Raw genomic sequence first — 25788 nt, 5'->3', positions numbered from 1 at the left:
CAATAACGGCCTTGCGGGTGTCGTCGCGACACTCCGGCAGCAACGGGTTGGGAATGCCGTTCGGGAAGGTGCCGTCCGGGGTGTTGTGGATTTTGATGAACTCCACCGGCGCGCCCAGCGCCTTCAGACGCGCTTCGATGGCGTCAATGACCGGCCCCGCCGCGCCGTTGCCGGAATTCACCACCAGCTTCAGCGGGGTGAGATTGTTAACACTGATATAGCCGAGCAGGTGGTCGATGTAGGCGTCGCGCAGGCTGATTTGTCTGTAGCTGCCGCGCGCGGCCTCGTTCACCGGCGGGAAATTGCCCGCTTCTGCCAGACGCTGAACGTCGCGCAGACCGGTGTCGCCGCTTATCGGGCGGGCGCCCTCGCGCACCAGCTTCATACCGTTGTAGTCCATCGGGTTATGGCTGGCGGTCACCTCAATACCGCCGTCCACGCCGAGGTGGAAGGTGGCGAAGTAAATCTCTTCGGTGCCGGACATGCCGATATCCAGCACGTCGACGCCCGCGTCCTGTAACCCTTTTGCCAGCGCCATCTTCAGCGCCTCGCTGGTCAGGCGCACGTCGCCGCCCAGCACGATGGTTTTCGGTTTTAAATATTCGCCGTAGGCGCGGCCAATCCGCCACGCGATATCTTCATTGAGCTCTTCGCCCAGCCTGCCGCGAATGTCGTAGGCCTTAAAACAAGTTAAATTATTCATTATTACGTTATTCCTTAATTACGACCATACTTATCTGAAAAACGAACAATATCATCCTCCCCTAAATATGCGCCGGATCTTACTTCAATAAGTTCAAGTGCAATTTTCCCTGGGTTTTCAAGGCAGTGCTTAACACCGACAGGAATATATACGGATTCATTTTCAGTTAAAATTTTCACTTCACCTTTTATGGTTATTTTTGCGGTACCTGCAACGATAATCCAGTGTTCCGCGCGATGATAATGTTGCTGCTCTGAAATTCCTTCTCCGGGTTTTACAGTGATTCTCTTTACCTGATAACGCTCACCGAAATCGATTGAATCGTATTTACCCCATGGTCTATAAACTTCCCGATGAGTTATATGCTCATGACGATTTTCTAATTTAATTTTCTCAACAATTTTCTTAACATCTTGAACACAGTTTGTGTTTGCAACTAAAACGGCATCTTTCGTTTGCACGACTATAAGATCTTTGACACCAACAGCGGTTACCAAACCCGTTTCTGCATGGAGATAGCAATTATCTGCATTGTGGCTTAATACATCGCCTTTAGTCACATTACCATTACTATCTTTATCACTTATCTCCCAAAGAGAAGACCACGAACCGACATCACTCCAACCCGCATTTAAAGGTACGACAACCGCGTCATTCGTCTTTTCCATCACTGCATAATCAATTGATTCATCCGGGCAAGCGCAAAATGAATCTTCATCCACTCGAATGAAATCGAGATCCGTAACAGCAGATTCCATCGCTAATGAGCAAGCTTTATAAATATCAGGGCGAAATTTTTTTAACTCTTCAATATATCGATCTGCCCTAAATAAAAACATACCGCTGTTCCAGTAATACTCACCAGAATCAAGATAACTCTGAGCCGTTTCTAGATTGGGTTTTTCGACAAATTCAGCCACCCTAAACGCCAAAGAACAATCATTTTCTGCAGAGAAAAGAGCTTGCCCACGCCGTATATAACCATAACCTGTCTCTGGCATGGTAGGTACAATACCAAACGTAACTAATTTTCCTGCTTCGGCATATTTTCTAGCGTCTTGTATAGTCTTACAAAACGTTTCTTCGTCCTTAATTATATGGTCAGCAGCCAATACTAACAGTAAAGCGTTTTTCTTAAGGCATTTTAAAGCTGCCAAGGCTACTGCAGGGGCCGTGTTACGTCCAACAGGTTCTAAAATTATATCGCCAGATGATTTAGATAATTCTTTAAGCTGTTCTGCAACAATAAACCTGTGCTGCTCATTACAAATAACAATAGGATCTGAAGCATTCAAATTATTAATTCGCGTAATTGTGGTCTGAAGCATACTTTGAGAGCCATCTAAACATAAAAACTGTTTAGGATATAACGTTCGAGAAAGTGGCCATAACCGACTTCCATTTCCCCCAGCCATAATTATTGGTGTAATCATTTTCCTGTTAACCTCTCAATATTTTTCACCAAAACTGATAAACGCGTTGACCAATTAAATTTCTCCGCAACAAAATTTCGCGCATTCTTAGCAATCATTTGATATACAGAATTTTCACTCAAAGTTTCTAACGACTTCAAGTACTCATCACTATTATCAGCAATTAATATCTCTTCACCAATATTTGCTTCTATACCCTCATAACCCATTCGGGATGTGATAGTTGGAAGTCCAAGAGCCATATATTCTAATATTTTATTTTGTACACCTGCACCAAACCGAACTGGGCAAATTCCGATATGTCCTATTTTAGCCGCATCAGCCATATTTGTAACGCTGCCACTCACCACAACATTTTCAAAACCTTGTAAATATAGTTTATCACTTTTGTTTATTTTACCTAAAATGTGGAAAATATATTTCTTACCGTTATTATTTTTATTTATTGATGGTAGAATATTTTTTACGAACCATTTCACTCCGTCAAAATTTTGGAATGAACACAAGTTCCCAATAAAAATAAGATTAATTATATTGGTATTTTCAATGACTCTCTTTGTAAAAGGATAATCCTCAAGATCAACTCCATTATTACAAACCAAAATGTTATCATTCCTATTCCCAAAAAGGAATTTTTTGTCAACCTCTGATATTAACGATATGAGTGAATAGCGGCCATAAACTTCTTTTTCATATTTTAATAATCGCTCTTGTTCGATAGAGTAAATGATGCTTTTTAAAGAATTTTTCGGAGCTTCTTTTTTTATACGCGAATAATTTAAGGAAATTGCATCAGTCATTTCAAGAATATGCAAGCCAGGCTTATTTAAAGTGTAATCACCAACACGAATGAGATGAGAAAGAGTCAAATCATAATTCCCAATTATCTCATTAAGTTTATTTTCAAATTCAGTATTTTTATAATAAGCTATCTGAAGTGGTTTTCTACCAGGTAATGCTTTTAATACATTAAAATAACTTTTTATTTTAGGATGATAGATCCGGAAAATTTTATCAAAGACGTGATCATTTTTTACTATAAAATTTAAGTCTTCGATACTATCGCATAGACTTAGCAAATCTAATGTGTAGTATTTAGACAATTCCTTACAAATGCGATATATCCTTAACCTATCCCCTCCTACCACTGGATACGGAAATCGTGGGGTGAGGATGAGTATTTTACTTTTTTCCATATAAAAACTCGAGTTGGGATTTAAAAATTTCATGTTCTATCAATTGTCCATGGATATCTTTATACTTGCTAGCTAACACAGCTTTATATTGGATGTGAAAGTCATTTTGATTAGTATAAAGATATACATTTTCATCTTTTTGTTCCATAAAGGCTGATATTTGTGTACATAAAATCTTTTTATGGGACAACTTAGCCTCTGCTACAGCTCTTCCATAACCCTCATATTTCGAATGTGCCCAAATAAAGGTAGAGTTACAATAAAGACTTACAACATCATCAAGATCCAGGAAAGGAATAACTTCAATTTCACTTTGGACTCTATGGTCATCAATTATTTTTTTTACCCTCTCTATGGCATTTCCACAGCCTAATATTTTAAGCGGCAATCGTTCATCCTTGCTAATAGATGAATATAATTTCAAAGCACCATCGAGATCTTTATTATCACCCACCCCTGTTACCAATAATATATATCCAAGATCAAGAATCGTATTTTTTTTCGCAATTTCCTCGAAACGAAAAAATGTGTTTGGGAAATAATAGCCTTTACAATTTTTAAAGAGTTCAATGCTATCTATAACACGCTTAGTTGTTTTTGATATATATATATAATCGGCTTTTAATTGTGATGCTTTGAGCATACAATATGACACATATTTCGCGGATAAAGAATGGTTCTTTTTTCTTAAGCTTATTAGATCATGAATAATAACCACTGATTTACCCAAGTACGCGTCTATAATTGATGTACTATTATATGGATAGATATTAAATTTTGACTTTAATATAAGTCCAATAAGCGGAGTAAGTATTTGTTCATAGAATATGAATAAAAAATTATGTATAAAAGCAGGTAAAGGGTATAGGACTTTTGGACAAGTTAATTCACAGACTTGCATAGAGTCCTTTTTCATTTGAAGAACTAACTCTTCAGTATAAATCGGTATTCCTCTTTTTAAAACACCACTAAAATAATTATTTATTACTATCATTGTTTATTAGTCCTATATACAGTTGAGCGATCGACTGCCAATTTCTTTTTTCAGAGTACTCATAGGCACTATCATTAATTTTGGCAAAGCTATCTGTATTATTTATATAATATAAAACCTTACTCAAAAGATCATTTTTATCGTTCCCTAATACGGCAATATTTTCAAATTCAGACGAAAACTGCCCCCTTAGGGAAAATACTAATACTCGATTAATCATCGCAGCAAGGGCAGTACCTCTCCGTTCTGAGATGCCATCGGGATATGGTAATATAGCCATGTCAGTTTCAGCTAGCAGATTTGATATTTCGGCTGCTGATTTATTTAAAAGTAACTCGCACTTTTGTTCTGTACACTGTTCTATAATTAAATTGGCATAACTATTGTCAGCACCAGGAACATAACCAATCAAGGCAGAGCGGAATTTAATATTTTTCTTATTAAGTTCTTTAATAATCCAGATAAATTCTTCTATTCCCTTTCCTTTGGAAATTATACCAAAATGAACAAGATCAAATTTTTTTTCTTTCTTTTGGCAAGAAGGTATGTTAGATGCGATAGGAATTAGTCTTGTTTTTGCAGAATTAAATAATGTTTTTTCACCTATATTCTTCTCATACTGAGTTGTAAAGATTATATAATCAGCAAGCTTAAAAATTTTTAGGAAATATTGAGCTCTCTTTGATAAACTACTAAATTCGTGTAGCGTTATCGATGTTTTTAAGCCAACTAACTTAGCTAAGATAAATGCAACATGAGGTTTAAAAGCCGCAATTTTGTTTGTCGAAAATCCAATCGATGGATATTGAATATTAATAAGTTTGATAATTTTTCTATTAGAAACTATTTTATAGATTAATTCGAATAAGGATAGTTTGACAACGTTAACTGTATAATTCTTTTTAATTTCTTGGTTTAGATTATAAACATAATCACCTACTCCACATTTATCATCTGGATACGAACCCGTATATATTAATAACATTAGTAAATACCTTGACGCTGAATTTCTGAAAATACCGATATGTAAGGATAGAAAAGTTCAGGATAAGACCCTAGTATAGAGTAAACTTGATAGCCAAAATAAAAAATCACTATAAAAATCAGAGCAGGAATCCGTGTAAAAATTCCTACACGCACTAATACTGCAGGAATCAACAATATTTCGACTATAGTAAAATATATACTAATTACTGAGAACATGGCTGAGATCGGAGATAAAAATAAATATATGATAGTTCCAAATAAATATGTTTTTACCAAAAATAAATTTGCCTTATTATTTTTTATATCAAAAGATAATGTGTAAATAAAAATAGCAGAAATTACCACCCTTTTTAAAATTCCAGATATACTTATGGAACCATATTCTTGTGCATTTTGAGTATAAACAGTGAGTTTATAGCGAACAATTTCGACAGGAATTAGACTAATAACGGAAGAAATTATATCTGATAAATAATGTGACAAAGGCAATGATAGAATGGCACCAAGCACAAGTAATATTTTATATAAGTTTAAAGATAACTTATTGATTAAAAAAACAGATAAGGTAACTAAAGACGAGATATGAAATGTCGACGCACATAGAATAAGAATAAGCGATTGCACCTTTTTATTACTTTTATATTGGATTAAAGCGAAAAAAGATAACCCAATTGCAATAATTCTTCTTTCGGCCCCAAAAAAAGACCCCAGATAATAATAACTATAAAAAACACAAACAGAAAGAATAGTTAATGATATATTTTTTTGTGTTTTCAGGCATCCCCAGAATATTAACGCGATAGGAATAATTGATGTAGTGAATAGAAACAATGTATAATTATCTGTCAAATATCTTATTAATTTGACGTATAATACATACCCGATTTCAAAGTCATGTCGATTCCCTGGACTCATGAAATCATCGTAATAGGGGAGCCAATCAGTACCAGTCTGCCAACGTAAAGAACAAAACGAGACAAGAAATAAAAAACTTAGCATCAAGGCGTAAATTTTTATATTTTTATTCTTAACAAATGAAAAGAACGGAAAAATTACAATAAAAATATAATATATCATGCTAAGTCTCTCAAATAAAAAATTATTCTTATTGTTTTCTAAAAATAATCTTTATAAATACTATATTATAATTATTCAGGACACGCTACCGCCCCTGGCTCATCAGCTACCAGTGCACTGCGTACATATCGACTTGTTACAGACCTCGCCCGGCAGGGCAAAGCTCACTAAAACTTAAACGCTAATTGTCTTATTAATTGCATCCGGAAACAAGGATTAATCTTATAAAATCAGCATTAAAATGCTCCAGATAACCCCTTGTTACTTAAGCCCTTTATACAAAACTAAAACGGCAGTCAACACTCGTTTCAGCCAACTTGCCGCTTCGAATGTTCACTGCCGTTATTATGTTTATCACCAACCATTTATCACGGTTGTTAATACTTATTCATGCAAAAGCTGCTCTATGCTCTTACGGAACTTCGCTCCTTCTTTCAGGTTGCGCAGCCCGTACTTCACAAATGCCTGCATGTAGCCCATTTTTTTACCGCAGTCATAGCTGTCACCCGTCATTAGCATCGCGTCAACCGACTGTTTTTTCGCCAGTTCTGCAATGGCATCGGTGAGCTGGATACGGCCCCAGGCGCCCGGTTCGGTTCTTTCCAGTTCCGCCCAGATGTCGGCTGAAAGCACATAACGGCCTACCGCCATCAAATCGGAATCCAGCGTCTGCGGCTGATCCGGTTTTTCGATAAACTCCACAATCCGGCTGACTTTGCCTTCATTATCCAGAGGTTCTTTCGTCTGGATAACGGAATACTCCGATAAATCACCTTTCATGCGCTTCGCCAGCACCTGGCTGCGACCCGTTTCATTGAAACGCGCCACCATCGCCGCAAGGTTATAGCGCAGCGGATCGGCGGTAGCATCATCAATAATAATATCCGGGAGTACCACAATGAAAGGGTTATCGCCCACGACCGGACGCGCGCACAGAATAGAATGCCCCAGTCCTAACGGCTGCGCCTGGCGAACGTTCATAATCGTCACGCCCGGTGGGCAGATAGATTGCACTTCCGCCAAAAGCTGACGCTTAACGCGCTGTTCAAGAAGTGATTCAAGTTCATAAGAGGTGTCGAAGTGGTTCTCAACGGCGTTTTTAGACGCGTGAGTCACCAGTACGATTTCTTTGATCCCTGCAGCCACAATCTCATCGACAATGTACTGAATCATTGGCTTGTCGACGATCGGTAGCATCTCTTTTGGGATTGCCTTGGTGGCAGGCAACATATGCATACCCAAACCCGCTACCGGTATAACTGCTTTCAAATTCATCATTGTTTCTTCCACCTGTAAAATGGTTGCTGAATTATAGCTCTTTAGCTTGTTTTCGCCAGCATGAATTACTCTGCTGCCAGGGATAATGATGGCACGCTTTACATTACGTCTTAGTCGGCACCATAACATTAAGTATGAACAACTTTTTCCCAGGAATTTTCGTAAAAATAGCGGTACTTACCCTCCCCGCTTCGGCAGCGAAAAATTCACTGCTTCGACATTCACGGTTTGGTGATTAATCCTGTCGATATCCACGGAACTCTGCCCGTTTTCATTGATGGCATGAACATTAGCGAGGGAAAGCAGCGTGTCCTGGCGGGCCATAAATTGACCACGGACATCTTTACGCAAATCGAAATGCATTTTTAACGCCGGGCCAATCGCTGAAGTTTGCATCACGTTGATATTACGCAGGAAGAGGTGCTGCGGTTGATTATGCAGTTCCAGCGTAGCACGCGTCATCCGTACATTGGTGATGGCGACAAAAGAGGGGGTGTTGCCGGAGGAAATTTGAATGCCGCGTAATTTATAAGCAACCTGGCGATTATCCAACCGAATAGCGTTTAATTTAAAGTTTTGCGGAATTGACAGGTATTTTCCTTTAACGACGCCATAGCCGATGAGCATCCCGGCACTATTCGTCATATCAATATTATCAATGACGAAATTATCACAGCCATAAATTGCGATCGTTGCGTTATCAATACCCGCATTTTTACTGAAATCGGGCGTGATGTTTTTGGCTTTGACATTGCGAATGACGAAATGTTTGCCATTTTCTACGTGCACAAGCTGTCGGCAATCAGATCCGGTAATATTGACCACCACAAAGTTTTTTACTGCCTGGTCTTCAGGATAACTGTTGTCATAGGTGCTACCCGCCAGCCCGATGCCGATCCCCCAGTTGATTTTGCCATTGGTACAATCAATGCGTTCGATGACATGATCGGAAATCAGGATATCGCGGTCGTGAATCGCGACATTCCACTCAATGGCGTCCCCCTGTAAATCGCTAAAGCGGCTATGCGTAATCCTCGCGCCGTCCATTTGGTTATGAAATCCCTGGCGGAGAATGGCGTAGTTGGCGTGGGTAACGGTGATGTCATCGATAATGAGATTACGCATCACCTGCGGTTCCTTACCACCGATGAAAATTTGCGCGACGGGGCCAAAGCCGCTCATCGCCACGCCTTTAATCACACAGTCCGACCCGCGAACATCCAGCGTCACATTGTGCAGACTGCCGCCCTGCTCCCCCACCACCTGACACCCGTCCTGCAAAATAAACCGTCCCCGGCCATTCCCACGCACCGCGCCCTGTACCCGCAGCGTTTTTCCCGCCGGAATCGTTATCGCCGCATTGATATTTTCACACACCCATCCTGGCGGTACGACCACGGTCTGTCCGTCGGCGAAGGCCTGTTTGAACGAGGCGATACCGTCATCCGCCGGATAATCCTTAATATCGACGGTCTCGCGAGGTTCACGCGCCTGTACCGGCAAGGCGCGCAGGAAAGGAAGAACAGCAAGCGCAGAACCTGCCGTCAGGAGGGTACGTCGGGAGAATTTAGTCGCGGGCATACCACCTCGTTTATATCGTTTGTAGCAGGCTGGCTAGCTGGCGATTAATCGCCTGCTGATTAAAATCTTGCGCCACTTTTTCACGGGCGCGCGTGATCACCGACTCCAGCGTGTCGTGGTCAATCCGGCTGAACTCAGCGAGTCGGGCCGCCAGCGCCTGCGCATCGTTTTCCGGCACCAGCCAGCCGGATTTGCCGGCCTCCACCAGTTCCGGAATACCGCTATGCACGGTAGATACCACGGGAATCCCTACCGCCATTGCCTCCATCAGCGCCACCGGAATACCTTCCATATCGCCATCCGTACCGGTAATCGACGGCAGCAAAAAAACATCGGCGTCATCCAGCATCGCCTTCACTTCATGGCTCGGTTTAAACCCCGACATCTCAATGACATCCTCTAGCTGATACTGCTCGATGAGCGTGCGCAGCCGACGTTCCCACGGGCCAATCCCCAGAATGCGGTAGCGAAACGCCACGCCCTGTGCTTTCAGTTGCCGACAGGCTTCAATCGCCACATGCAGGCCTTTTTTTTCTGTCAGGCGCGCGACGGAAATCATCTCCAGCGGCATCCCTGGCGCTTTCACCGGACGATGGGAAAAACGCGTCATGTCGACGCCCATGCGCGAAACGGCAATCTTTTCCGGCGGACAGCCCATACTTTTCAGGCGACCGGCCCACAGATCGCTGATAGGCAGCATCAGATCGCCACGACGAAACAGCTGCTGATACTCCGGCGTGTAATGACTGAGTACCTCGCGACTGGAAATATCAATCCCGTGGAAAATAGTCGCGATTTTGCCGCGAAGCACGCCCAGTTCGCGTAGTTTGGCCGCCGTCACGCCCGCCGGACCAAAGTGTGCGATGAACACATCCGCCACAAAAGGCTGGCTCACCTGCGCGCAAATCGCGGAAAGGATCAAATTGCGTGATTCATCGCCATAGCGGGTAAAATTGAGCGCTTTCCAGGTCGCCGCCCGATGCAGCCCCGGCAGCGTTTTACATGCCCGGTAGCGCAGTTTCGCCAGCCGTCCCTGGGGCTCATCCTGTAACCAGCGGGTTTTCGCCGCCAGGCCATACTTCTCCCAGGCGGCGTGAGTATGTTGGGTATCGCCTTTTTGTAACGCGACAATCTCGACCTCATGGCCCATATCAATAAACGCAGTAATCTGATTCAGCACAAAGGTTTCCGATGAGAGTGGAAATTTCAGCAGAAAAAAGCTGACTTTCATTGTTCCTCCCGAATTCTGTCGAGAACGGATTTGATCATCGTGAACCCTTTCGCCCGCTCCTCGGTGACGGCGTTAGCCACTTTTGCCTTTAGCGCAGGCAATTGATTGAGCGTATCGGCCACCACGCTTTGTAATGAACCGTTCAGCAAGTGACGGATATCGATGGCCAATTCCGCCAGGCCTAGCTGCTGCATAATCCCGGCGGATTTATGTTCATAATTAATGGCGATAGCGGGCGTGCCAAAATTCATGGAGATAATGGCGGAATGCAGGCGCGTCCCGATGGTCAGTACGCAGGATGCGAGGATCTTTCCGATTTCCACGTCATTGAGTTCGTCCATCGCGATATGGAAATGCTCTGAGTCGTTTACATACTTCGCCATCCGTAACGCAACCATCCGGTCATCGCGGTTATAGCGATCGATACTGGTGCAGGTTGACAGCGCCAGTACCTGATAACCGTCCGCAATCAGGCGATTCACGACCTGGGCAAATGCCTGCTCATAGACCTGCTGAGTGGTGCCCAGGCGTTTATCAAACGGCTCCAGATCGCGCAACGTAATCGCGACGGTTTTGCGGCGCGCGGTGACGTCCAGCCAGTGCTGCACAGCATAACTGGCGACAAACTCGTCGTGACGGCGTTCGACTAACCAGGCGGTATCCACCCCCTGCTCCACTTTCCGGGTATCGATCTGCGCGGCGGTCATCAGATCGCGGCTGACGGTTTCACGCAGGATCAGCGCACTGGTGCGCCCAAAAACATAATTGGCGAGCTGGTTAAAGTCAGGGTTCTGGAAAGGGCCGACGCTATGTCCCACCATATAAATTGGTTTGTTCGCCATAAACGCGCACAGCGGATATTCAAAGTGAGTCAAACCGTATAAGTCGACATAGTTTGAACCGCCCACCTGAATGACGGCGTCATACTGCGCAATAAATTGCGCGAATTCGGCAAATTCCGGCGCGATAGCAAAATTACGCAGCGATCCTTCCTGGGCGACTTTAGACAATAAAATTTTATGCTGAAAACGACGGCGTAATACTTTTTTCACCCGACCGTTAAGCCCTGCCGCCGCCTGCTGTTTCTGGCTTAACTGATACAGCGGGTCGGCAATAATCGGGCGCCCCTGCAACCAGGCGGAACTCACCGGGAAACGGCTCATCACATCCATCTCCGCCTCTGGCGCCTGTTGACGGATGGCATCAAGCAAACCGCGCATAATGGCGCTATCACCACGGTTGCCGCATGTGTGGTTGCCTAAAATTAATAATTTCATAAATAGCCTCTTATATCCCCGTCATCCGACACGTAATAACTTTTTCAGTTTTGCACTGCCAACAAGCTGATTTTTTATTTCCATCACCAGCGCATTGCGTGAAAAAATAATCATTAAAATAAAACTCAAAATACCGACCATAACCTGTAGTGCGAATACCCCCGACAACGGTAGATAACCGTCGACCAGCTTTCCTGCGCCGTAGCTGGTAATAAATGTTGGCAATGAGAGATAAAACGGTAGCCACAGGCTGAGAATATACTGACGATAGCTGGAGCCGAGTACCGGCTTAATCATCACGAAATAGCTCAGAATGGTGTTGATGATTTGCACCACCAGGAACCCCAGCGTCACGCCAATCGCCCCCGCCAGATGGCCGCCAATGAGAATTGCCGGGATAAACAGAAACGTTTTAAAGACGTTGAACTTAAAGCTGATATCCACGCGCGCTTTCGCCATCAGCAGCGAACCAATCGGGTTGCCGACCGAGCGCAACAGCCCCACCACGCACAGCAATTGCAGGATCGGGATAATGCTGTTCCACTTCTCGCCAAACACTAACGGCACAAAATTGTTCGCCACTACCATCAGGCCCAACAGCGCGGGAAAATTGATAATTCCCACCACGGAAAGCAACTTATAGAAGTTGACGCGCAGCTTCTCGGTATCGTCCTGGATTTTGGCGAATGCCGGAAATAGCACGCGAGTAATGATGGGGTTAAGCTTCGCCGGCGGCACAACAGCCACGTTGTACGCGAGGTTATATCCCCCGGCGACGCTTGCGCCGAGAATTCTCGCCAGTACCAGCGTCGATAAATTCGTGTTGATGTAATTGACGATACTGTCCGCCGTCAGCCACGCGCCAAAACGCAGGTTCGTGGACACCGATGCCAGCGAAAAATGCAGCCCCGGACGGTAAATCTTGCGGCCAAAGTAACCAAACAGCAGCGTTCGCACCGCGCTGTTCACCAGATAGCCGAGAATCGCGGTTAACGCCAGCGGCCAGTAATGGGCGCTAATCACCGTAAAGGTGAACCCCGCCAGCACGGAGGTCGTTTCGATCATGCCGATCTTATTGAACTCCAGCTCTTTTTGCATCAGCGCGCGGAACTGCTGCCCGTGAGGGATCACGATGAACGCCAGCGACAACGTTTTGATTAACGGCGCGAGATCCGGGTTATGCAAAACATGGGCAATCGCATCGCTCAGCCAAAAGACCACCGCAAATACCACAATCCCAAGCCCAACGTTTAGCCAGTAAAGCGTGGTCAGCTCCAGATGCCCAATCGTTTTACGCTGGATAATCGAGTTCGCGATGCCAAAGTCCGAGATCGTGTCGGCCAGCGCGATAATCACCAGCGAGACGGTCAACAGGCCAAACTGGTGGTTGTCGATGATCCGCGCCAGCACCGTCATCTGAATTAACCCCAGACCGATAATCACTATCGTGGCGATAGCCGACCATTTAGCGCCGCTGATCGTTTTTTGTCGTAAACTCATTCTTTTCTCCAGAACCTGTTCACAAGGCGTCATTGGCGCAGCCAGATTGAACACGGACAGCGCGGAAAAACCGGAGCGTACACGCTGCCCTGGTTCGATATGGCAAGTAAATAGCCTTGTGGATCAGGTTCTTAATACGCCGCTTTATTAACAAACCCTTTAAAAATCGTCAGAAAAACGATTTTGATATCGAACCAAATACTCCATTCGCGGATGTATTCCAGGTCGAATTCCACGCGTTTTTCCATTTTCTCCAGCGTATCGGTCTCACCGCGCCAGCCATTAATTTGCGCCCAGCCGGTGATGCCCGGCTTCATCTTGTGGCGTAGCATGTAACCTTCAATCAACTGACGATACTGTTCGTTATGCGCCACCGCGTGCGGGCGAGGACCGACGATAGACATCCCACCGGTTAATACGTTGATAAACTGCGGTAATTCATCCAGCGAGGTACGACGCAAAAAGTTGCCTACCCGGGTAACGCGCGGATCGTTTTGCGTCGCCTGGGTAACGACCTTATCGTTCTCCATCACCTTCATTGAGCGGAACTTCCAGACTTTGATCGGCTTGCCGTCCATCCCGTAGCGCGTCTGACGGAAAATCACCGGCCCGGGCGAGCTCAATTTGACCGCCAGCGCAATACAGCACAGTACCGGTGAGATGAGCAGCAGAATCAGCGACGCCAGCACGATATCCTCTGCCCGTTTAAGCAGACGGTTAATCCCTGATAGCGGCGTGTCATATAGCGGAACGACCGGAACGCCGCTCATCTCCTCCACGCGCGAGTGGAGAATATTAAAGGTGAACACATCGGGAATAAGGATCACCGAGCAGGTGGTGTCGGCCAGCTCGCGCACCAGTTTTTTCACCATGGAGCCGTCGCTCATTGACATGGCGATATAAACATTGTGAATTCGCGAGGCTTTCGCATCGTCAATTAACTGCTCAAAGTTCCCGGCCCAGTCAGCAGAGACGCCGCCCGGTTTGGGATCGTGATAGACGCCCACCACCTCAAAACCCAGCCACGGCTCATTACGGAAGCTATCCAGCAACGCCTGGCCCGCAGGCAAATCTCCGGCGACGGCGACCCGGCGAGTGTTATAACCACGATTGCGTAGCCAGCCCGCGCCGAAACGAATAAATGAACGGCATAACACTAAGCCCAGGCTGGACAGCGCATACCAGGCCAGCCAGGTGGCGAGGCGGTTGTCAAAGTCGTCATTAAACGCCACCAGACCGGCGCTGAAGATCAGGCTCAGCGTCCAGTTTTGCAGTAACAGCGTTAACTCTGTCGACATTTTGACGCCGCGCCAGGAGCGATAAAAATCGGTCATCCCGCCCAGCATTTGAAAAACAACCAGCGTAATCAGCGCCACCAACAGGTGCATGTACAGGAATGGCAGTCCACTGACTTCACAGATGAACCACAGCCCGCCAAACATGATGGTGATATCTGAAAAGCGTTGCACCATAGAGATTAACGATGCATTGGTTTTGGCTCGTTCGCGCTTTTTTAGATTTGTCATCGTTGTTCCTGTGATTGGCCCCTTACCCGCAGGCGGTAAGGGGAGATCTGACGTTACTGATTCAGCAGCGCCAGCAGAGTGCGTGTTCGCGCTTCCATCAGCGGAATATCGCCGCGTGATTCCACATTCAGGCGCACCACCGGTTCGGTGTTTGACGAGCGCAGGTTGAAACGCCAGTTGGCGAACGACATGCTGAGACCGTCCGTGCGGTCCACTGCCTGCGCCTCTTCCGCAAAGTGCGCTTCCACCCGCGTAATGGCCGCCGCCGGCTCCGCCAGCCTGCTGTTGATTTCCCCGCTCGCCGGAAACGCCGCCATCCGGTCGCGGACCAGCTCACCCAGCGACTGTCCCTTCAGGCACACCAGCTCCGCCACCAGCAGCCACGGGATCATCCCGCTGTCGCAGTAGGCAAAATCACGAAAATAGTGATGCGCGCTCATTTCCCCGCCATAAATGGCATCCTCCGTACGCATCCGCTCCTTGATAAAGGCGTGCCCGGTTTTTGACATCACCGGCGTCCCGCCCGCCGCCGTCACCACTGCCTCCGTGTTCCAGGTCAGGCGCGGGTCGTGGATAATCTTCGCCCCCGGGTGTTTTTCCAGAAACGCTTCCGCCAGCAGCCCGACGATGTAGTACCCCTCGATAAACTGCCCTTTCTCATCGAACAGGAAGCAGCGGTCGAAGTCGCCGTCAAAGGCGATGCCCATGTCCGCCCCGTGTTCAATAACGGCCTTGCGGGTGTCGTCGCGACACTCCGGCAGCAACGGGTTGGGAATGCCGTTCGGGAAGGTGCCGTCCGGGGTGTTGTGGATTTTGATGAACTCCACCGGCGCGCCCAGCGCCTTCAGGCGCGCTTCGATGGCGTCAATGACCGGCCCCGCCGCGCCGTTGCCGGCGTTAAACACCAGCTTCAGCGGGGTGAGATTGCTGACGCTGATATAGCCGAGCAGGTGGTCGATGTAGGCGTCGCGCAGGCTGATTTGTCTGTAGCTGCCGCGCGCGGCCTCGTTCACCGGCGGGAAGTCGCCCGCTTCCGCCAGACGCTGAACGTCGCGCAGACCGGTGTCGCCGCTTATCGGGCGGGCGCCCTCGCGTACCAGCTTCATACCGTTGTAGTCCATCGGGTTATGGCTGGCGGTCACCTCAATACCGCCGTCCACGCCGAGGTGGAAGGTGGCGAAGTAAATCTCTTCGGTGCCGGACATACCGATATCCAGCACGTCGACACCCGCGTCCTGTAACCCTTTCGCCAGCGCCAGCTTCAGCGCCTCGCTGGTCAGACGCACGTCGCCGCCCAGCACGATGGTTTTCGGTTTTAAATATTCGCCGTAAGCGCGGCCAATCCGCCACGCGATATCTTCATTGAGCTCTTCGCCCAGCCTGCCGCGAATGTCGTAGGCCTTGAAACAGGTTAATTTTGTCATGTGCTTCCCCTTCTTCAGGCAACAGTTAGCCCTGACCGTAAATGGCCAGCATCGTTATTGTTATTCATTGCCGGATGGCGCGTTGCGCTTACCGGGCATAATTGCAGGCGTCAGACCCGCCCGTAACGATCCTCGAACCGCACCACGTCGTCCTCTTCGAGATACGAGCCGGAACGCACTTCAATTAAATCGAGCGGTATTTTTCCCGGATTTTCCAGGCAGTGGGTCGCCCCCAGCGGAATATAGATGGACTCGTTTTCACCGAGCAGCTTAACCTCGCCGTTGATGGTGACTCTGGCGGTCCCCGCCACCACCACCCAGTGCTCGGCGCGGTGATGGTGCATCTGCACCGACAGTCCTTCCCCCGGCTTGACGGTAATGCGCTTCACCTGATAGCGCTCGCCCGCGTCGATGGAGTCGTATTTGCCCCACGGACGGTAAACCTCGCGGTGCATATGGTGCTCATGGCGTCCGTCGGCCTTGATCTTCTCCACCACCTTTTTCACGTCCTGCACCGCGTGGCGATCGGCAATCAGCACGGCGTCTTTGGTCTGCACCACCACCAGATCCTTCACGCCGACGGTGGTCACCAGGCCGGATTCGGCGTAAACGTAGCTGTTTTCCGTTTTATGGCTGATGACGTCGCCGTGGTGGACGTTTCCCTCCGGGGTGTGGGCGCTGATTTCCCACAGCGAGGACCACGAGCCGACATCGCTCCAGCCCGCGTCCATTGGCATCACCACCGCGTCCGCCGTCCGCTCCATCACCGCGTAGTCAATGGACTCTTCCGGACAGGCGAGGAAGGCCTCTTCATCCACACGAATGAAGTCAAGATCCGGATCGACGCCGCGCATCGCCTGTTCACAGGCGGCCAGAATATCGGGGCGGAACTTTTTCAGCTCTTCCAGATAGCGTCCGGCACGGAACAGAAACATGCCGCTGTTCCAGTAGTAATCGCCGCTGGCGACGTAGGCCTGAGCGGTTTCCAGCCCCGGCTTCTCAACGAACTGCGCCACCTCAAAAGCCACCGCATCCGTCGCGCCCGGCACGACATCACCACGCCGGATATAGCCATAGCCGGTTTCCGGCAGATCCGGCACGATACCGAAGGTCACCAGTTTGCCCGCGTCGGCATAGGGCATGGCGCCGCGCACCGCGTCGCGGAAGGCCTCTTCATTGGCGATCGCATGATCCGCCGCCAGTACCAGCATCAGCGGATCGCAGTCCGTATGCTGGCGCGTCGCCGCCAGCGCCGCCAGCGCAATCGCCGGCGCGGTATTGCGCCCGGCGGGCTCAAGAATAATGTTCTCCGTCAGCTTATTGAGCTGGCGGAGCTGTTCGGCAACGATAAAACGGTGCTGTTCGTTGCAGATCACCACCGGGCTTTCGCACTCCACGCCGTTCAGACGGCAAATGGTGGTTTGCAGCATGGTGAGATCGCCTTTCAGGCACAGAAACTGTTTTGGATAAAGCACGCGAGAAAGCGGCCACAATCGGCTACCGGAGCCACCGGCCATCACAACCGGGTAAAGTTTTGTCTGACGCATTATCATCCCCGAATATCTGCAATAAATTGGCGTAGCACGTTCTCTTTATTGAGCGTGCGTTCGGCGTATTCACGTGCCGTCATGTTGTTTTTCGGCATGGCGAGCGCCTGGCTAATCCCGTCGACCAGCGCGTCGGTCGATTCCGGTTCCACGCAAACGGCGATGCCCGGATAGCGCGCGCAAAGTTGTCCTAATTCGGTGTGCGGCTCAGCGGTAATCACCGCATTACCGCCGACCGCCAGAATGTTAGTCAGCTTGGAGGGCAGTACCGCATCCGCTGCGCCGCGCTTTTGCACCACCAGATGGCAGTCGCCCATTTTCAGCAGCGCGGGTAAGGCGTCGTAAGGCTGCAGCGGGAGGAATTTAATATTTGGCAGGCCGCGTTCGCGGGCCATGTTCTCCAACCGCGCCTTGCCGCCCCCCTGGCCGACAATCGCAAAAATCAACGGTCGATCGCGTAATCGTTCCGCGGCGTCAATTACCTTTTCCAGCCCTTGCTTTTCGCCGATATTGCCGGAATAGAGCACAATTTTTTTGCCCTCTGGCAAGCCAAGCTGCTGACGCAAAGCCGTCACGTCAGCGTCATTAACGTCCTGAAAGCGCGCCACTTCCGACCAGTTCGGAAAAAAGAGGATTTTTTCCGCCGCGACGCCCTTTTCCCGCGCTTTATTCATCATGGAGCGAGAGATGGTCGAAACATTATCAACGTTACGCAGCGCACTGCGTTCAAAGACCGTCGCTAACCGCGCTACGCTGCCGCGCTTGCCTTTTCCCGCCATTCCTAAGCCGAGCATGGCGTCCACTTCGTAATCCTGAATATGCAGTACGGTACGCGCGCCGGAGAGTGTCGCCAGCAGGCGCATTCCCGGCGTACAAAAGAGCGTCGGTACAACGCCGATAATCCGATCCGGCTTCCAGCGACGCTGCGCCATCAGTGGGAAAAAACTGCTCAATGCAAAGCTCCCAAGATGAAGCAACCGTTTTAAGGTGGAGGGCTGTTTCGGCACATACAGCGGGCAGCGCCAGACGGTAGCCTCGCCCTCTTCCCGGCGATAGCGCCAGGCGGAATAGCGCTCGCCGACCTTCCACTGCGGGTAGTACGGCGGCGCAGTAATGACCCGCACCTCATGGCCTTCCCGCGCCATCCACGCCACCATTTCGCCGGTATATTTGCCGATACCGGTCAGTTCCGGCGAATAGTTAATGCCATAGACCAGGATCTTCATAGGCCCACCGCCGGCGCGTCAGGAAGGAAGTAGGCCCGACTGTTCTCATGAACATTGTCGCTTGCCAGAAGCTGTTCCGGCGTCAGCCAGCGGTAACTGCCATGCTGGGCATCAGGCAGGCGTAAATCGCTCTCCGTCACGCGCAGACGAAAGCCGAGCACGATGTAGTGAGTTGAAAAATCCTCACCGGAAAAGTTGTCGTCATAGAAGTGCTGCCAGACGCCATAAAACGTCCCTGCCGCCAGCGGCAGACGCACGCCCAGTTCCGCCTGCGTCAGGCGTGCAAAGGCGGCCTCCAGCGTTTCGTCTTTGCGCACCCGTCCCCCCGGCACAAACCAGTAGCCCTGCGCCGGACGGTTGAGACGCTGGCCCAGTAAAATTTCCCCCTGGCCGTTTTCCACAATGAAATCGAGGGAGATGAGGGGCGTGGCCCGCACCACGGCGGCGAAATCTTCCTGACGTAAAAACATTGTCACCCCCGGAACCGTTGCTGATTCTCAAGGAACCACTGGTAAGTACCGGCAAGCCCTGCCTCCAGTGAAATTTCGTGATACCAGCCAAGCTGATGCAGGCGCGTGACGTCGAGCAATTTACGCGGCGTGCCGTCCGGCTTCGCGGCGTCGAACACCACCCGGCCCTGGTAACCCACCACCTTTGCGATGGTCTGCGCCAGCTCGCGGATGGTGCAGTCCACGCCAGTGCCGACGTTAATGTGCGACAGCATCGGGGCAGTGTTCTCCTGCCACACTTCGCGCGCCAGCTCCATCACGTGAATACTGGCCGCCGCCATATCGTCAACGTGCAGAAATTCGCGCATCGGCGTGCCGCTGCCCCACACCACCACCTCCGGCGCGTGGCTCTGCGCAGCCTCATGAAAGCGGCGCAGCAGCGCCGGGATCACATGTGAATTGTCCGGATGGAAATTGTCATGCGGGCCGTACAGGTTGGTCGGCATCACCGAACGGTAGTCGCGACCGTACTGCCGGTTGTAGGACTCGCACAGTTTAATCCCGGCGATCTTGGCGATGGCGTACGGCTCGTTGGTCGGCTCCAGCGTCCCCTGCAGCAGCTCGCTTTCCGCCATCGGCTGCCTTGCCAGTTTCGGATAGATACAGGACGAACCGAGAAACAGCAGTTTGTTCACGTTGTGCAGGTGCGCGGCGTGAATAATGTTGCTCTCTATCATCATGTTTTCATAAATAAAATCCGCCGGATACGTGTTGTTGGCGACAATGCCGCCCACTTTCGCCGCCGCCAGATAAACCTGGTCGATACCCGCCCCGGCAAAGAACGCCTGTACCGCACGCCCGTCGAGCAGATCCAGCTCATCGCGGGTGCGCAGCACCAGTTCCACGTCGCCGCGCTGCGCAAGCTGCCGTACAATGGCGGAGCCCACCATTCCGCGATGGCCCGCCACAAAAATTCGTTGCTTGTTCATTCTCAGGACTCCAGCGCGATGGCCACCTCGTAACCGTGAGATTTCAGCAGTGAGTGTTTTTTCGCGGCCTCCAGATCGTTCGCCACCATCTCGGAGACCATCTCCGACAGGGTGATTTCCGGTTTCCAGCCCAGTTTCTCATGCGCTTTGGACGGGTCGCCCAGCAGGGTTTCCACTTCCGCCGGACGGAAATAACGCGGATCAACGGCCACAATCACATCCCCCGGTTTCACGCCCGGCGCATCGTGTCCGGTAACGGATACCACGATCCCTTTCTCATTAATGCCTTCGCCTTCAAAGCGCAGTTTTATCCCCAGTTGCGCCGCCGCCAGCTCCACAAACTGGCGTACGGAATACTGCACGCCGGTGGCAATCACGAAATCTTCCGGCTGCTCCTGCTGTAACATCATCCACTGCATCCGCACGTAATCTTTCGCATGGCCCCAGTCGCGCAGCGAGTCCATATTGCCGAGATACAGGCAGGACTCCAGCCCCTGGGCGATATTGGCGATGGCGCGGGTGATCTTACGGGTGACGAAGGTTTCGCCGCGACGCGGGGACTCATGGTTAAACAGAATGCCGTTACAGGCGTAAATACCGTAGGATTCACGGTAGTTGACGGTGATCCAGTAGGCGTACAGTTTCGCCACCGCATAGGGGGAACGCGGGTAAAACGGCGTGGTCTCTTTCTGCGGGATCTCCTGCACCAGACCGTACAGTTCAGAGGTGGAGGCCTGGTAGAACCGCGTTTTCTTTTCAAGACCGAGGAAGCGAATCGCCTCCAGCAGGCGCAGCGTGCCCATCGCATCCACATCGGCGGTATATTCCGGCGACTCAAACGACACCGCCACGTGGCTCATTGCGCCCAGGTTGTAGACCTCATCCGGCTGCACTTCCCGTAAAATGCGGGTCAGGTTGGAGGCGTCGGTCAGGTCACCATAATGCAGATGAAATTTCGGGTTGCAGCTGTGCGGATCCTGATAAATATGGTCCACGCGCTCGGTATTAAACGATGACGCGCGGCGCTTGATACCATGCACCTCATACCCTTTTTCCAGCAGAAATTCTGCCAGGTAAGACCCATCCTGTCCGGTTACGCCAGTAATGAGAGCGACTTTTGACATTTTCATTTCCTCAAATAGTCCCGTTAGGGAGTAACTTTCTGAACGCGCTGGCGCGTTACCACTGCGGGATTGCCCCGACAAATCGCATTTGCCGGTAATGATTTAAATACGCTGCTGCGCGCGCCGACGACGGTGCCATGACCTATCGTCACGCCGGGCGCGACAAAAACATCGGTTGCCAGCCAACATTTTTCGCCAATAACAATCGGCGCGGCGTTAATATCGAAATGGGCGCTGGTATAATCATGGCTACCGGTACACAAATACCCTTTTTGTGAAATGACCGCATGTGCGCCAATATTAATTTCACCCAACGTATATAACACAGCGTCGTCGCCTACCCAGGCATAATCGCCGACGGTTAATTTCCACGGATAGGTAATTTTTACTGACGGTCGAATAACCACATTCTTTCCAATTTTGGCGCCAAACAGACGCAGCAAAAAGGCTCGCCAGCGATACAATATTTGCGGCGATCCGGCGAATAATGTCGCCTGTACCGCCCACCATAATTGTACTTTTAGCGCATTAGCGCCGCGGAACCCTTTCGGCACCGTAAAGCCGCTAAGATCCTGCATAATAACTCCCGGTGATTAGACTTTGTTATACCGCGCTTTTGTTTTACCCGTCGTTTTCAGACGTAATAAATAGGATAATTGCGCCCAAAATCCTGGCACACGTAATATTTTTCGCTGTACGTTTTTTGCATCCTGACATAATTCCAGATTATTCGAAGTTGACACGCCGCCCATCGAAAATTCAGATACCAGTCCGTTAATTCGCCGAAAAGGATAGCCTGCTTTATAGAGACGGGCCGCCAGCGCATAATCTGAAGAGACATGATATTGCAGATCATAAGGATACTTTTTTAACGCTACCGTCGGGAAAAATATCGCCTGATGGCTGGCTGGCAAACTATGGTAGATATAATACCCGGGTTTAGCCTTCCGGCGTATTTTATGCCCGCCGCCGAAATCCAGCAGCGCGTCGCCAATATACATCGCCTCGCCCTTTTGTCGCGCCAGTTGGCGGACAAACAGCGCGGCATCATCATGGAACGCATCACCGGAATTAAGAAACAGGGTATAGCGCCCCTGCGCCAGCGCAATGCCTTTGTTCATGGCATCATAAATACCGCGATCCTTTTCACTGATAAAACGCAGGTTAAACTCACCGTGACGTTTTTGCAGAAATTCGCGCGTGCCGTCCTCCGAACCGCCATCCACTACGATCCATTCAAATGACAGACCCGGATCGCGCGCCAGATTGCGCAGCGAGCGCCAGGTTTTTACCACCCCTTCGTAATTGCGAAAGGCGACGGTAACGACGCTTAAAAACATGCAACCACCCCGTTATGAAATTTTTAACGCCTTGCGCAAAATGAACGGACAGACGATTAAAAAAGCATATTCCGGGCTAAATATTGAACCGGTAAAAAACAGCGACACCGGCGTAAAAAGATAGAGCTGCACCCGAAAATTACGATTATCGCCAAACGCATTTAGCGCCATTTTTAAAACTTTCCCCATATACCACAGCGTCATTAGCACTGCGAACCAGGAAAAATAAATAATCAGTAGATACAATCCATTGTCTATGGTTTTCCCGACATCCGCACCGTTAAAGATTCCGAATGATGCGACATATTCATAAAGTGAGCCAAATCTGACTACACCATCAATATGGGTCAAGGAATATCCGACCATGACTAAGGGGCCCACAATACGATAATAAGAAGATGAGCCTTCCGTCCCTAAATCGCCAAGTCGTGTCGCGATATAAGGAAATGCAATAATTACCCCAACCAAAAACAGGGTTAATGAGACCAGCGCCAGTGGAAGTTTTTTCTTTATCGCATCCTTATTCAAATATTGGAACGCCCACTCCAGAAGGTAAAACAGGATAAAGGTCATTACCCCTGAAAATGATCCTGATAATATTATCCCTGCCAGAATCATAGCATCGCTTTTCGGTGTTTTGATACCAAACTGTTTGATGCTCAGCCAAATTGAGATTAGTGCCAAAGCGAAAAATGCCGGTTCAAAATAAAGCGCAGTGGTACGCTTACCGCCAAATTTTATGAAGTTCAGTACGTAGCTATTACTGTAAATGAGATATTTCGAAATTCCTTCCATAATACTGCTGCCGCCAGTAAGGATAATTTGCGCCATCTCAACCGCGGCGAGCGCGACCACTATACCCACCACCAGATAAAAAAAACGCAAAATCTTTCGGTGGTTATGCGCGGAAATGGTTTTGAATCGGATACTCCAGACCATCCCGATAATGACCACAATATAGACAAACAGCATCGTGGACGTGACATATTTACCGGCATTCAGCGACTGGCCGAACAGGAAGTTAAATGCCGTAAGCCCCGCGCCGATGCCTAAGGCGATCATTAATTTTTTTACGCTAATGCGTTCCACAAATAACAGCAGCAACAGCGGTAAAAAAGTGACGATGGTAATGGGAAAGCTTTCCCCCAGTTGGGCAATCTTGACATTGACCAGTAGGTAGATCAGCGGCAGCAGCAGATAGCTACAGATTCTGATAGAACGAGACATACTCCTCCAGCATCTGTTGACCGCTGTACGCGACGCGGCTACGCATACGAAAGGCGTCCAGCGTGGCGCCAAATACCGCCTGAGCAATCTCTGGCTTACGCCGCTGCGCCAGGCGCAGTACATCTGTAGCGGCAAAGGTCTGGCCGCCGGATTTCGCCAGCACCTCCTGCGCCGCCTCGCTGTGGGTGGCGATCACCGGTACGCCGATCGAGAGCGCTTCACACAAGATCAGCGGATAGTTATCGACCCGCGAGCTAAAGACCAGCGCATCCATCTCATTGAGTGCGCTCATTAATTTGCGCTTATCGGTTTCAAAACCGTGATTAACAACGTTTTGGCCGGTAAAAGGCGAAAATTTACCGAAGGTGTGCAGTTCAATTTTTTCACCCAGCGCCATCATGTCGTGTACCAGACGCTGGTCAGTTTTGCCGTCATAACGCAAGTCATGCGCCACAATGGCGATCCGCGGTTTGCCCGGATTCAGCGGCACAGGTGATAGCTGCGCGAGAATCGCCTCGGTCGCCAGATCGATACCGTTGTTAATAATCTGGCAGCGCCCCGCGCCATAAACGCTGTTAAAGGCCTCGGCCACGTGCTGGCTCGGTGAAATAAACCGGCAGCCCAGCCGCAGCATGTCCCGAAAGCGCTGACGTTTGCCGCCAATAAGCTGGTGCGCCCGATCCACCCTGACCGGCGGATAATTGCTTAGGGTCGGACATTTTTGGCAGCCGCTTTTCCAGCCCTCGCAACCGTCGGTGAAGGCGCAACGCCCGGTGACGCTCCAGTGATCGTGCAACGTCCAGACCAGCGTGACGTCCGGTTTTTGCGCTTTGACTTTTTCGCAAAACGTCACGATGTCCGCCAGGTTTAGCCAGTAACTGTGGAGAACATGAAAATGCAGCACCAGCGGGCCGGATGTCTGGATAACCGTGCGGTAAAGATTGTCGAGATTGCCAAACAGATCGCGATTCAGGAAACGAAACAGCGCGATATTAGCGATTGCCGTGCCGCGCGGCGTCTGTTTTATCACCTGCGGATAACGGTGGTGGCTGACGCTTTTTTTTCCGCCTTTGCCATAACCATAGACAAAACGTGACGTCAGCCCTTTTTGCAATGCCCGCAGATGGAGATCCAACGCCACTCCCGCCGCGCCCCCTTCCGCCAGCCGTACATTAAATTGCAGAATATTCATGTGCTGACCTTCACCCGTGCTTTTTCTCCCACCACCAGCGCATGGTCCGGAATACTGTCAAGTACCACGCTACCCGCGCCAATCGTGACGTGATTACCGATAGTAATATCGCCAAGCAGGATGACATTCGCCCCCAGCTCAACGCCATGACCAATCACCGGACAAGCCAGGCTGTCCGCGCCGCGATTGCCAATGGTGACGCCGTGGCGAATGGTAAAATCGTCGCCGGCGACGACATGTTTGTTGATCACTACCGCGTAACCATGATGGATAGTGAACCGCCGACCAATGGTCGCGGCGGCCTGGATTTCATACCCGAACAGGCATTCCGTGATCACGCGATACAGCACCAGCACCGGCGCGGCCCACAGATTATTCAGCACATTCTTTTTGCGCCAGACGGAACAAAAATGAGCGATACGGTAGGCCAGCACCATGCAACAGGGGCGTAAGCTCCAGCTATTCGCGCGTAAGTCTTCCAGCATCG

Annotated in this window: 22 protein-coding genes and 1 pseudogene; all 23 read right to left on the bottom strand. The window is 49.6% G+C overall.

From position 1 onward, the window contains the following. A pseudogene (gene cpsG, locus ACH0VJ_RS18085) lies at positions 1–703 on the bottom strand (colanic acid biosynthesis phosphomannomutase CpsG); the annotation flags it as partial. A 14-nt stretch (positions 704–717) separates the two neighbouring features. Next, positions 718–2136 (bottom strand): mannose-1-phosphate guanylyltransferase/mannose-6-phosphate isomerase, encoded by a 1419-nt coding sequence (locus ACH0VJ_RS18080; RefSeq protein WP_000632420.1) that lies wholly within the window; start codon positions 2134–2136, stop codon positions 718–720. Next, on the bottom strand, positions 2133–3332 hold the full coding sequence (locus ACH0VJ_RS18075; protein WP_000415708.1) for a glycosyltransferase: 1200 nt from the start codon (positions 3330–3332) through the stop codon (positions 2133–2135). Before ACH0VJ_RS18075 ends, ACH0VJ_RS18080 begins: the two co-directional genes overlap by 4 nt. After that, positions 3319–4326, bottom strand: coding sequence for a glycosyltransferase (locus tag ACH0VJ_RS18070; RefSeq protein WP_001536394.1), 1008 nt, complete (start codon positions 4324–4326; stop codon positions 3319–3321). Before ACH0VJ_RS18070 ends, ACH0VJ_RS18075 begins: the two co-directional genes overlap by 14 nt. Continuing rightward, complete coding sequence (locus ACH0VJ_RS18065) at positions 4310–5311, bottom strand: glycosyltransferase family 1 protein (RefSeq protein ID WP_000924685.1); 1002 nt, start codon at positions 5309–5311, stop codon at positions 4310–4312. Before ACH0VJ_RS18065 ends, ACH0VJ_RS18070 begins: the two co-directional genes overlap by 17 nt. After that, on the bottom strand, positions 5311–6390 hold the full coding sequence (locus tag ACH0VJ_RS18060) for an EpsG family protein (protein WP_000642134.1): 1080 nt from the start codon (positions 6388–6390) through the stop codon (positions 5311–5313). Before ACH0VJ_RS18060 ends, ACH0VJ_RS18065 begins: the two co-directional genes overlap by 1 nt. 384 nt (positions 6391–6774) lie before the next feature. Continuing rightward, positions 6775–7668, bottom strand: coding sequence for a GalU regulator GalF (gene galF, locus ACH0VJ_RS18055; protein WP_000981469.1), 894 nt, complete (start codon positions 7666–7668; stop codon positions 6775–6777). 177 nt (positions 7669–7845) lie between these two features. Further along, entirely contained in the window at positions 7846–9249 is a 1404-nt protein-coding gene (wcaM, locus tag ACH0VJ_RS18050; RefSeq protein WP_079833545.1) for a colanic acid biosynthesis protein WcaM, read from the bottom strand. 10 nt (positions 9250–9259) lie between these two features. Next, complete coding sequence (gene wcaL / locus ACH0VJ_RS18045) at positions 9260–10480, bottom strand: colanic acid biosynthesis glycosyltransferase WcaL (RefSeq protein ID WP_000868518.1); 1221 nt, start codon at positions 10478–10480, stop codon at positions 9260–9262. Then, positions 10477–11757 (bottom strand): colanic acid biosynthesis pyruvyl transferase WcaK, encoded by a 1281-nt coding sequence (wcaK, locus tag ACH0VJ_RS18040; RefSeq protein ID WP_000770906.1) that lies wholly within the window; start codon positions 11755–11757, stop codon positions 10477–10479. The genes wcaL and wcaK overlap by 4 nt, the downstream gene beginning before the upstream one ends. Positions 11758–11778: 21 nt before the next feature. After that, a complete protein-coding gene (gene wzxC, locus ACH0VJ_RS18035) occupies positions 11779–13257 on the bottom strand; it encodes a colanic acid undecaprenyl disphosphate flippase WzxC (RefSeq protein ID WP_000058681.1) in 1479 nt (492 codons plus the stop codon). A 131-nt stretch (positions 13258–13388) separates the two neighbouring features. Then, complete coding sequence (gene wcaJ, locus ACH0VJ_RS18030; protein WP_000183165.1) at positions 13389–14783, bottom strand: undecaprenyl-phosphate glucose phosphotransferase; 1395 nt, start codon at positions 14781–14783, stop codon at positions 13389–13391. 53 nt (positions 14784–14836) lie between these two features. Then, positions 14837–16207: a colanic acid biosynthesis phosphomannomutase CpsG gene (cpsG, locus tag ACH0VJ_RS18025; RefSeq protein ID WP_000164193.1), complete on the bottom strand. Its 1371-nt coding sequence runs from the start codon at positions 16205–16207 to the stop codon at positions 14837–14839. A gap of 110 nt (positions 16208–16317) precedes the next feature. After that, a complete protein-coding gene (gene cpsB / locus ACH0VJ_RS18020) occupies positions 16318–17760 on the bottom strand; it encodes a mannose-1-phosphate guanyltransferase (RefSeq protein WP_000605946.1) in 1443 nt (480 codons plus the stop codon). Further along, positions 17757–18980, bottom strand: coding sequence for a colanic acid biosynthesis fucosyltransferase WcaI (gene wcaI, locus ACH0VJ_RS18015; protein ID WP_000699659.1), 1224 nt, complete (start codon positions 18978–18980; stop codon positions 17757–17759). The genes cpsB and wcaI overlap by 4 nt, the downstream gene beginning before the upstream one ends. Beyond that, positions 18977–19450, bottom strand: coding sequence for a GDP-mannose mannosyl hydrolase (locus ACH0VJ_RS18010; RefSeq protein ID WP_001536445.1), 474 nt, complete (start codon positions 19448–19450; stop codon positions 18977–18979). The genes wcaI and ACH0VJ_RS18010 overlap by 4 nt, the downstream gene beginning before the upstream one ends. Positions 19451–19452: 2 nt before the next feature. After that, positions 19453–20418 (bottom strand): GDP-L-fucose synthase, encoded by a 966-nt coding sequence (locus ACH0VJ_RS18005; protein ID WP_001041701.1) that lies wholly within the window; start codon positions 20416–20418, stop codon positions 19453–19455. A gap of 2 nt (positions 20419–20420) precedes the next feature. Next, positions 20421–21542, bottom strand: a complete 1122-nt coding sequence (gene gmd / locus ACH0VJ_RS18000) for a GDP-mannose 4,6-dehydratase (protein WP_000048165.1) — start codon at positions 21540–21542, stop codon at positions 20421–20423. 23 nt (positions 21543–21565) lie between these two features. Then, positions 21566–22120, bottom strand: coding sequence for a colanic acid biosynthesis acetyltransferase WcaF (wcaF, locus tag ACH0VJ_RS17995; RefSeq protein WP_001153603.1), 555 nt, complete (start codon positions 22118–22120; stop codon positions 21566–21568). A gap of 15 nt (positions 22121–22135) precedes the next feature. Then, positions 22136–22882 (bottom strand): colanic acid biosynthesis glycosyltransferase WcaE, encoded by a 747-nt coding sequence (gene wcaE / locus ACH0VJ_RS17990; protein ID WP_000480134.1) that lies wholly within the window; start codon positions 22880–22882, stop codon positions 22136–22138. A 12-nt stretch (positions 22883–22894) separates the two neighbouring features. Beyond that, on the bottom strand, positions 22895–24109 hold the full coding sequence (gene wcaD / locus ACH0VJ_RS17985) for a colanic acid polymerase WcaD (protein WP_000091392.1): 1215 nt from the start codon (positions 24107–24109) through the stop codon (positions 22895–22897). Next, positions 24084–25301 (bottom strand): colanic acid biosynthesis glycosyltransferase WcaC, encoded by a 1218-nt coding sequence (wcaC, locus tag ACH0VJ_RS17980; protein WP_001023845.1) that lies wholly within the window; start codon positions 25299–25301, stop codon positions 24084–24086. The genes wcaD and wcaC overlap by 26 nt, the downstream gene beginning before the upstream one ends. Then, positions 25298–25786, bottom strand: coding sequence for a colanic acid biosynthesis acetyltransferase WcaB (gene wcaB, locus ACH0VJ_RS17975; RefSeq protein ID WP_000888724.1), 489 nt, complete (start codon positions 25784–25786; stop codon positions 25298–25300). The genes wcaC and wcaB overlap by 4 nt, the downstream gene beginning before the upstream one ends. Positions 25787–25788 lie beyond the last annotated feature (2 nt).

This window comes from Salmonella sp. 2020_1459 (assembly GCF_043847915.1).
In the GTDB taxonomy this organism is placed as follows: domain Bacteria; phylum Pseudomonadota; class Gammaproteobacteria; order Enterobacterales; family Enterobacteriaceae; genus Salmonella; species Salmonella enterica.
The sequence above is the reverse complement of the archived record's forward strand: the minus strand, read 5'-3'. Positions and strand labels throughout refer to the sequence as shown.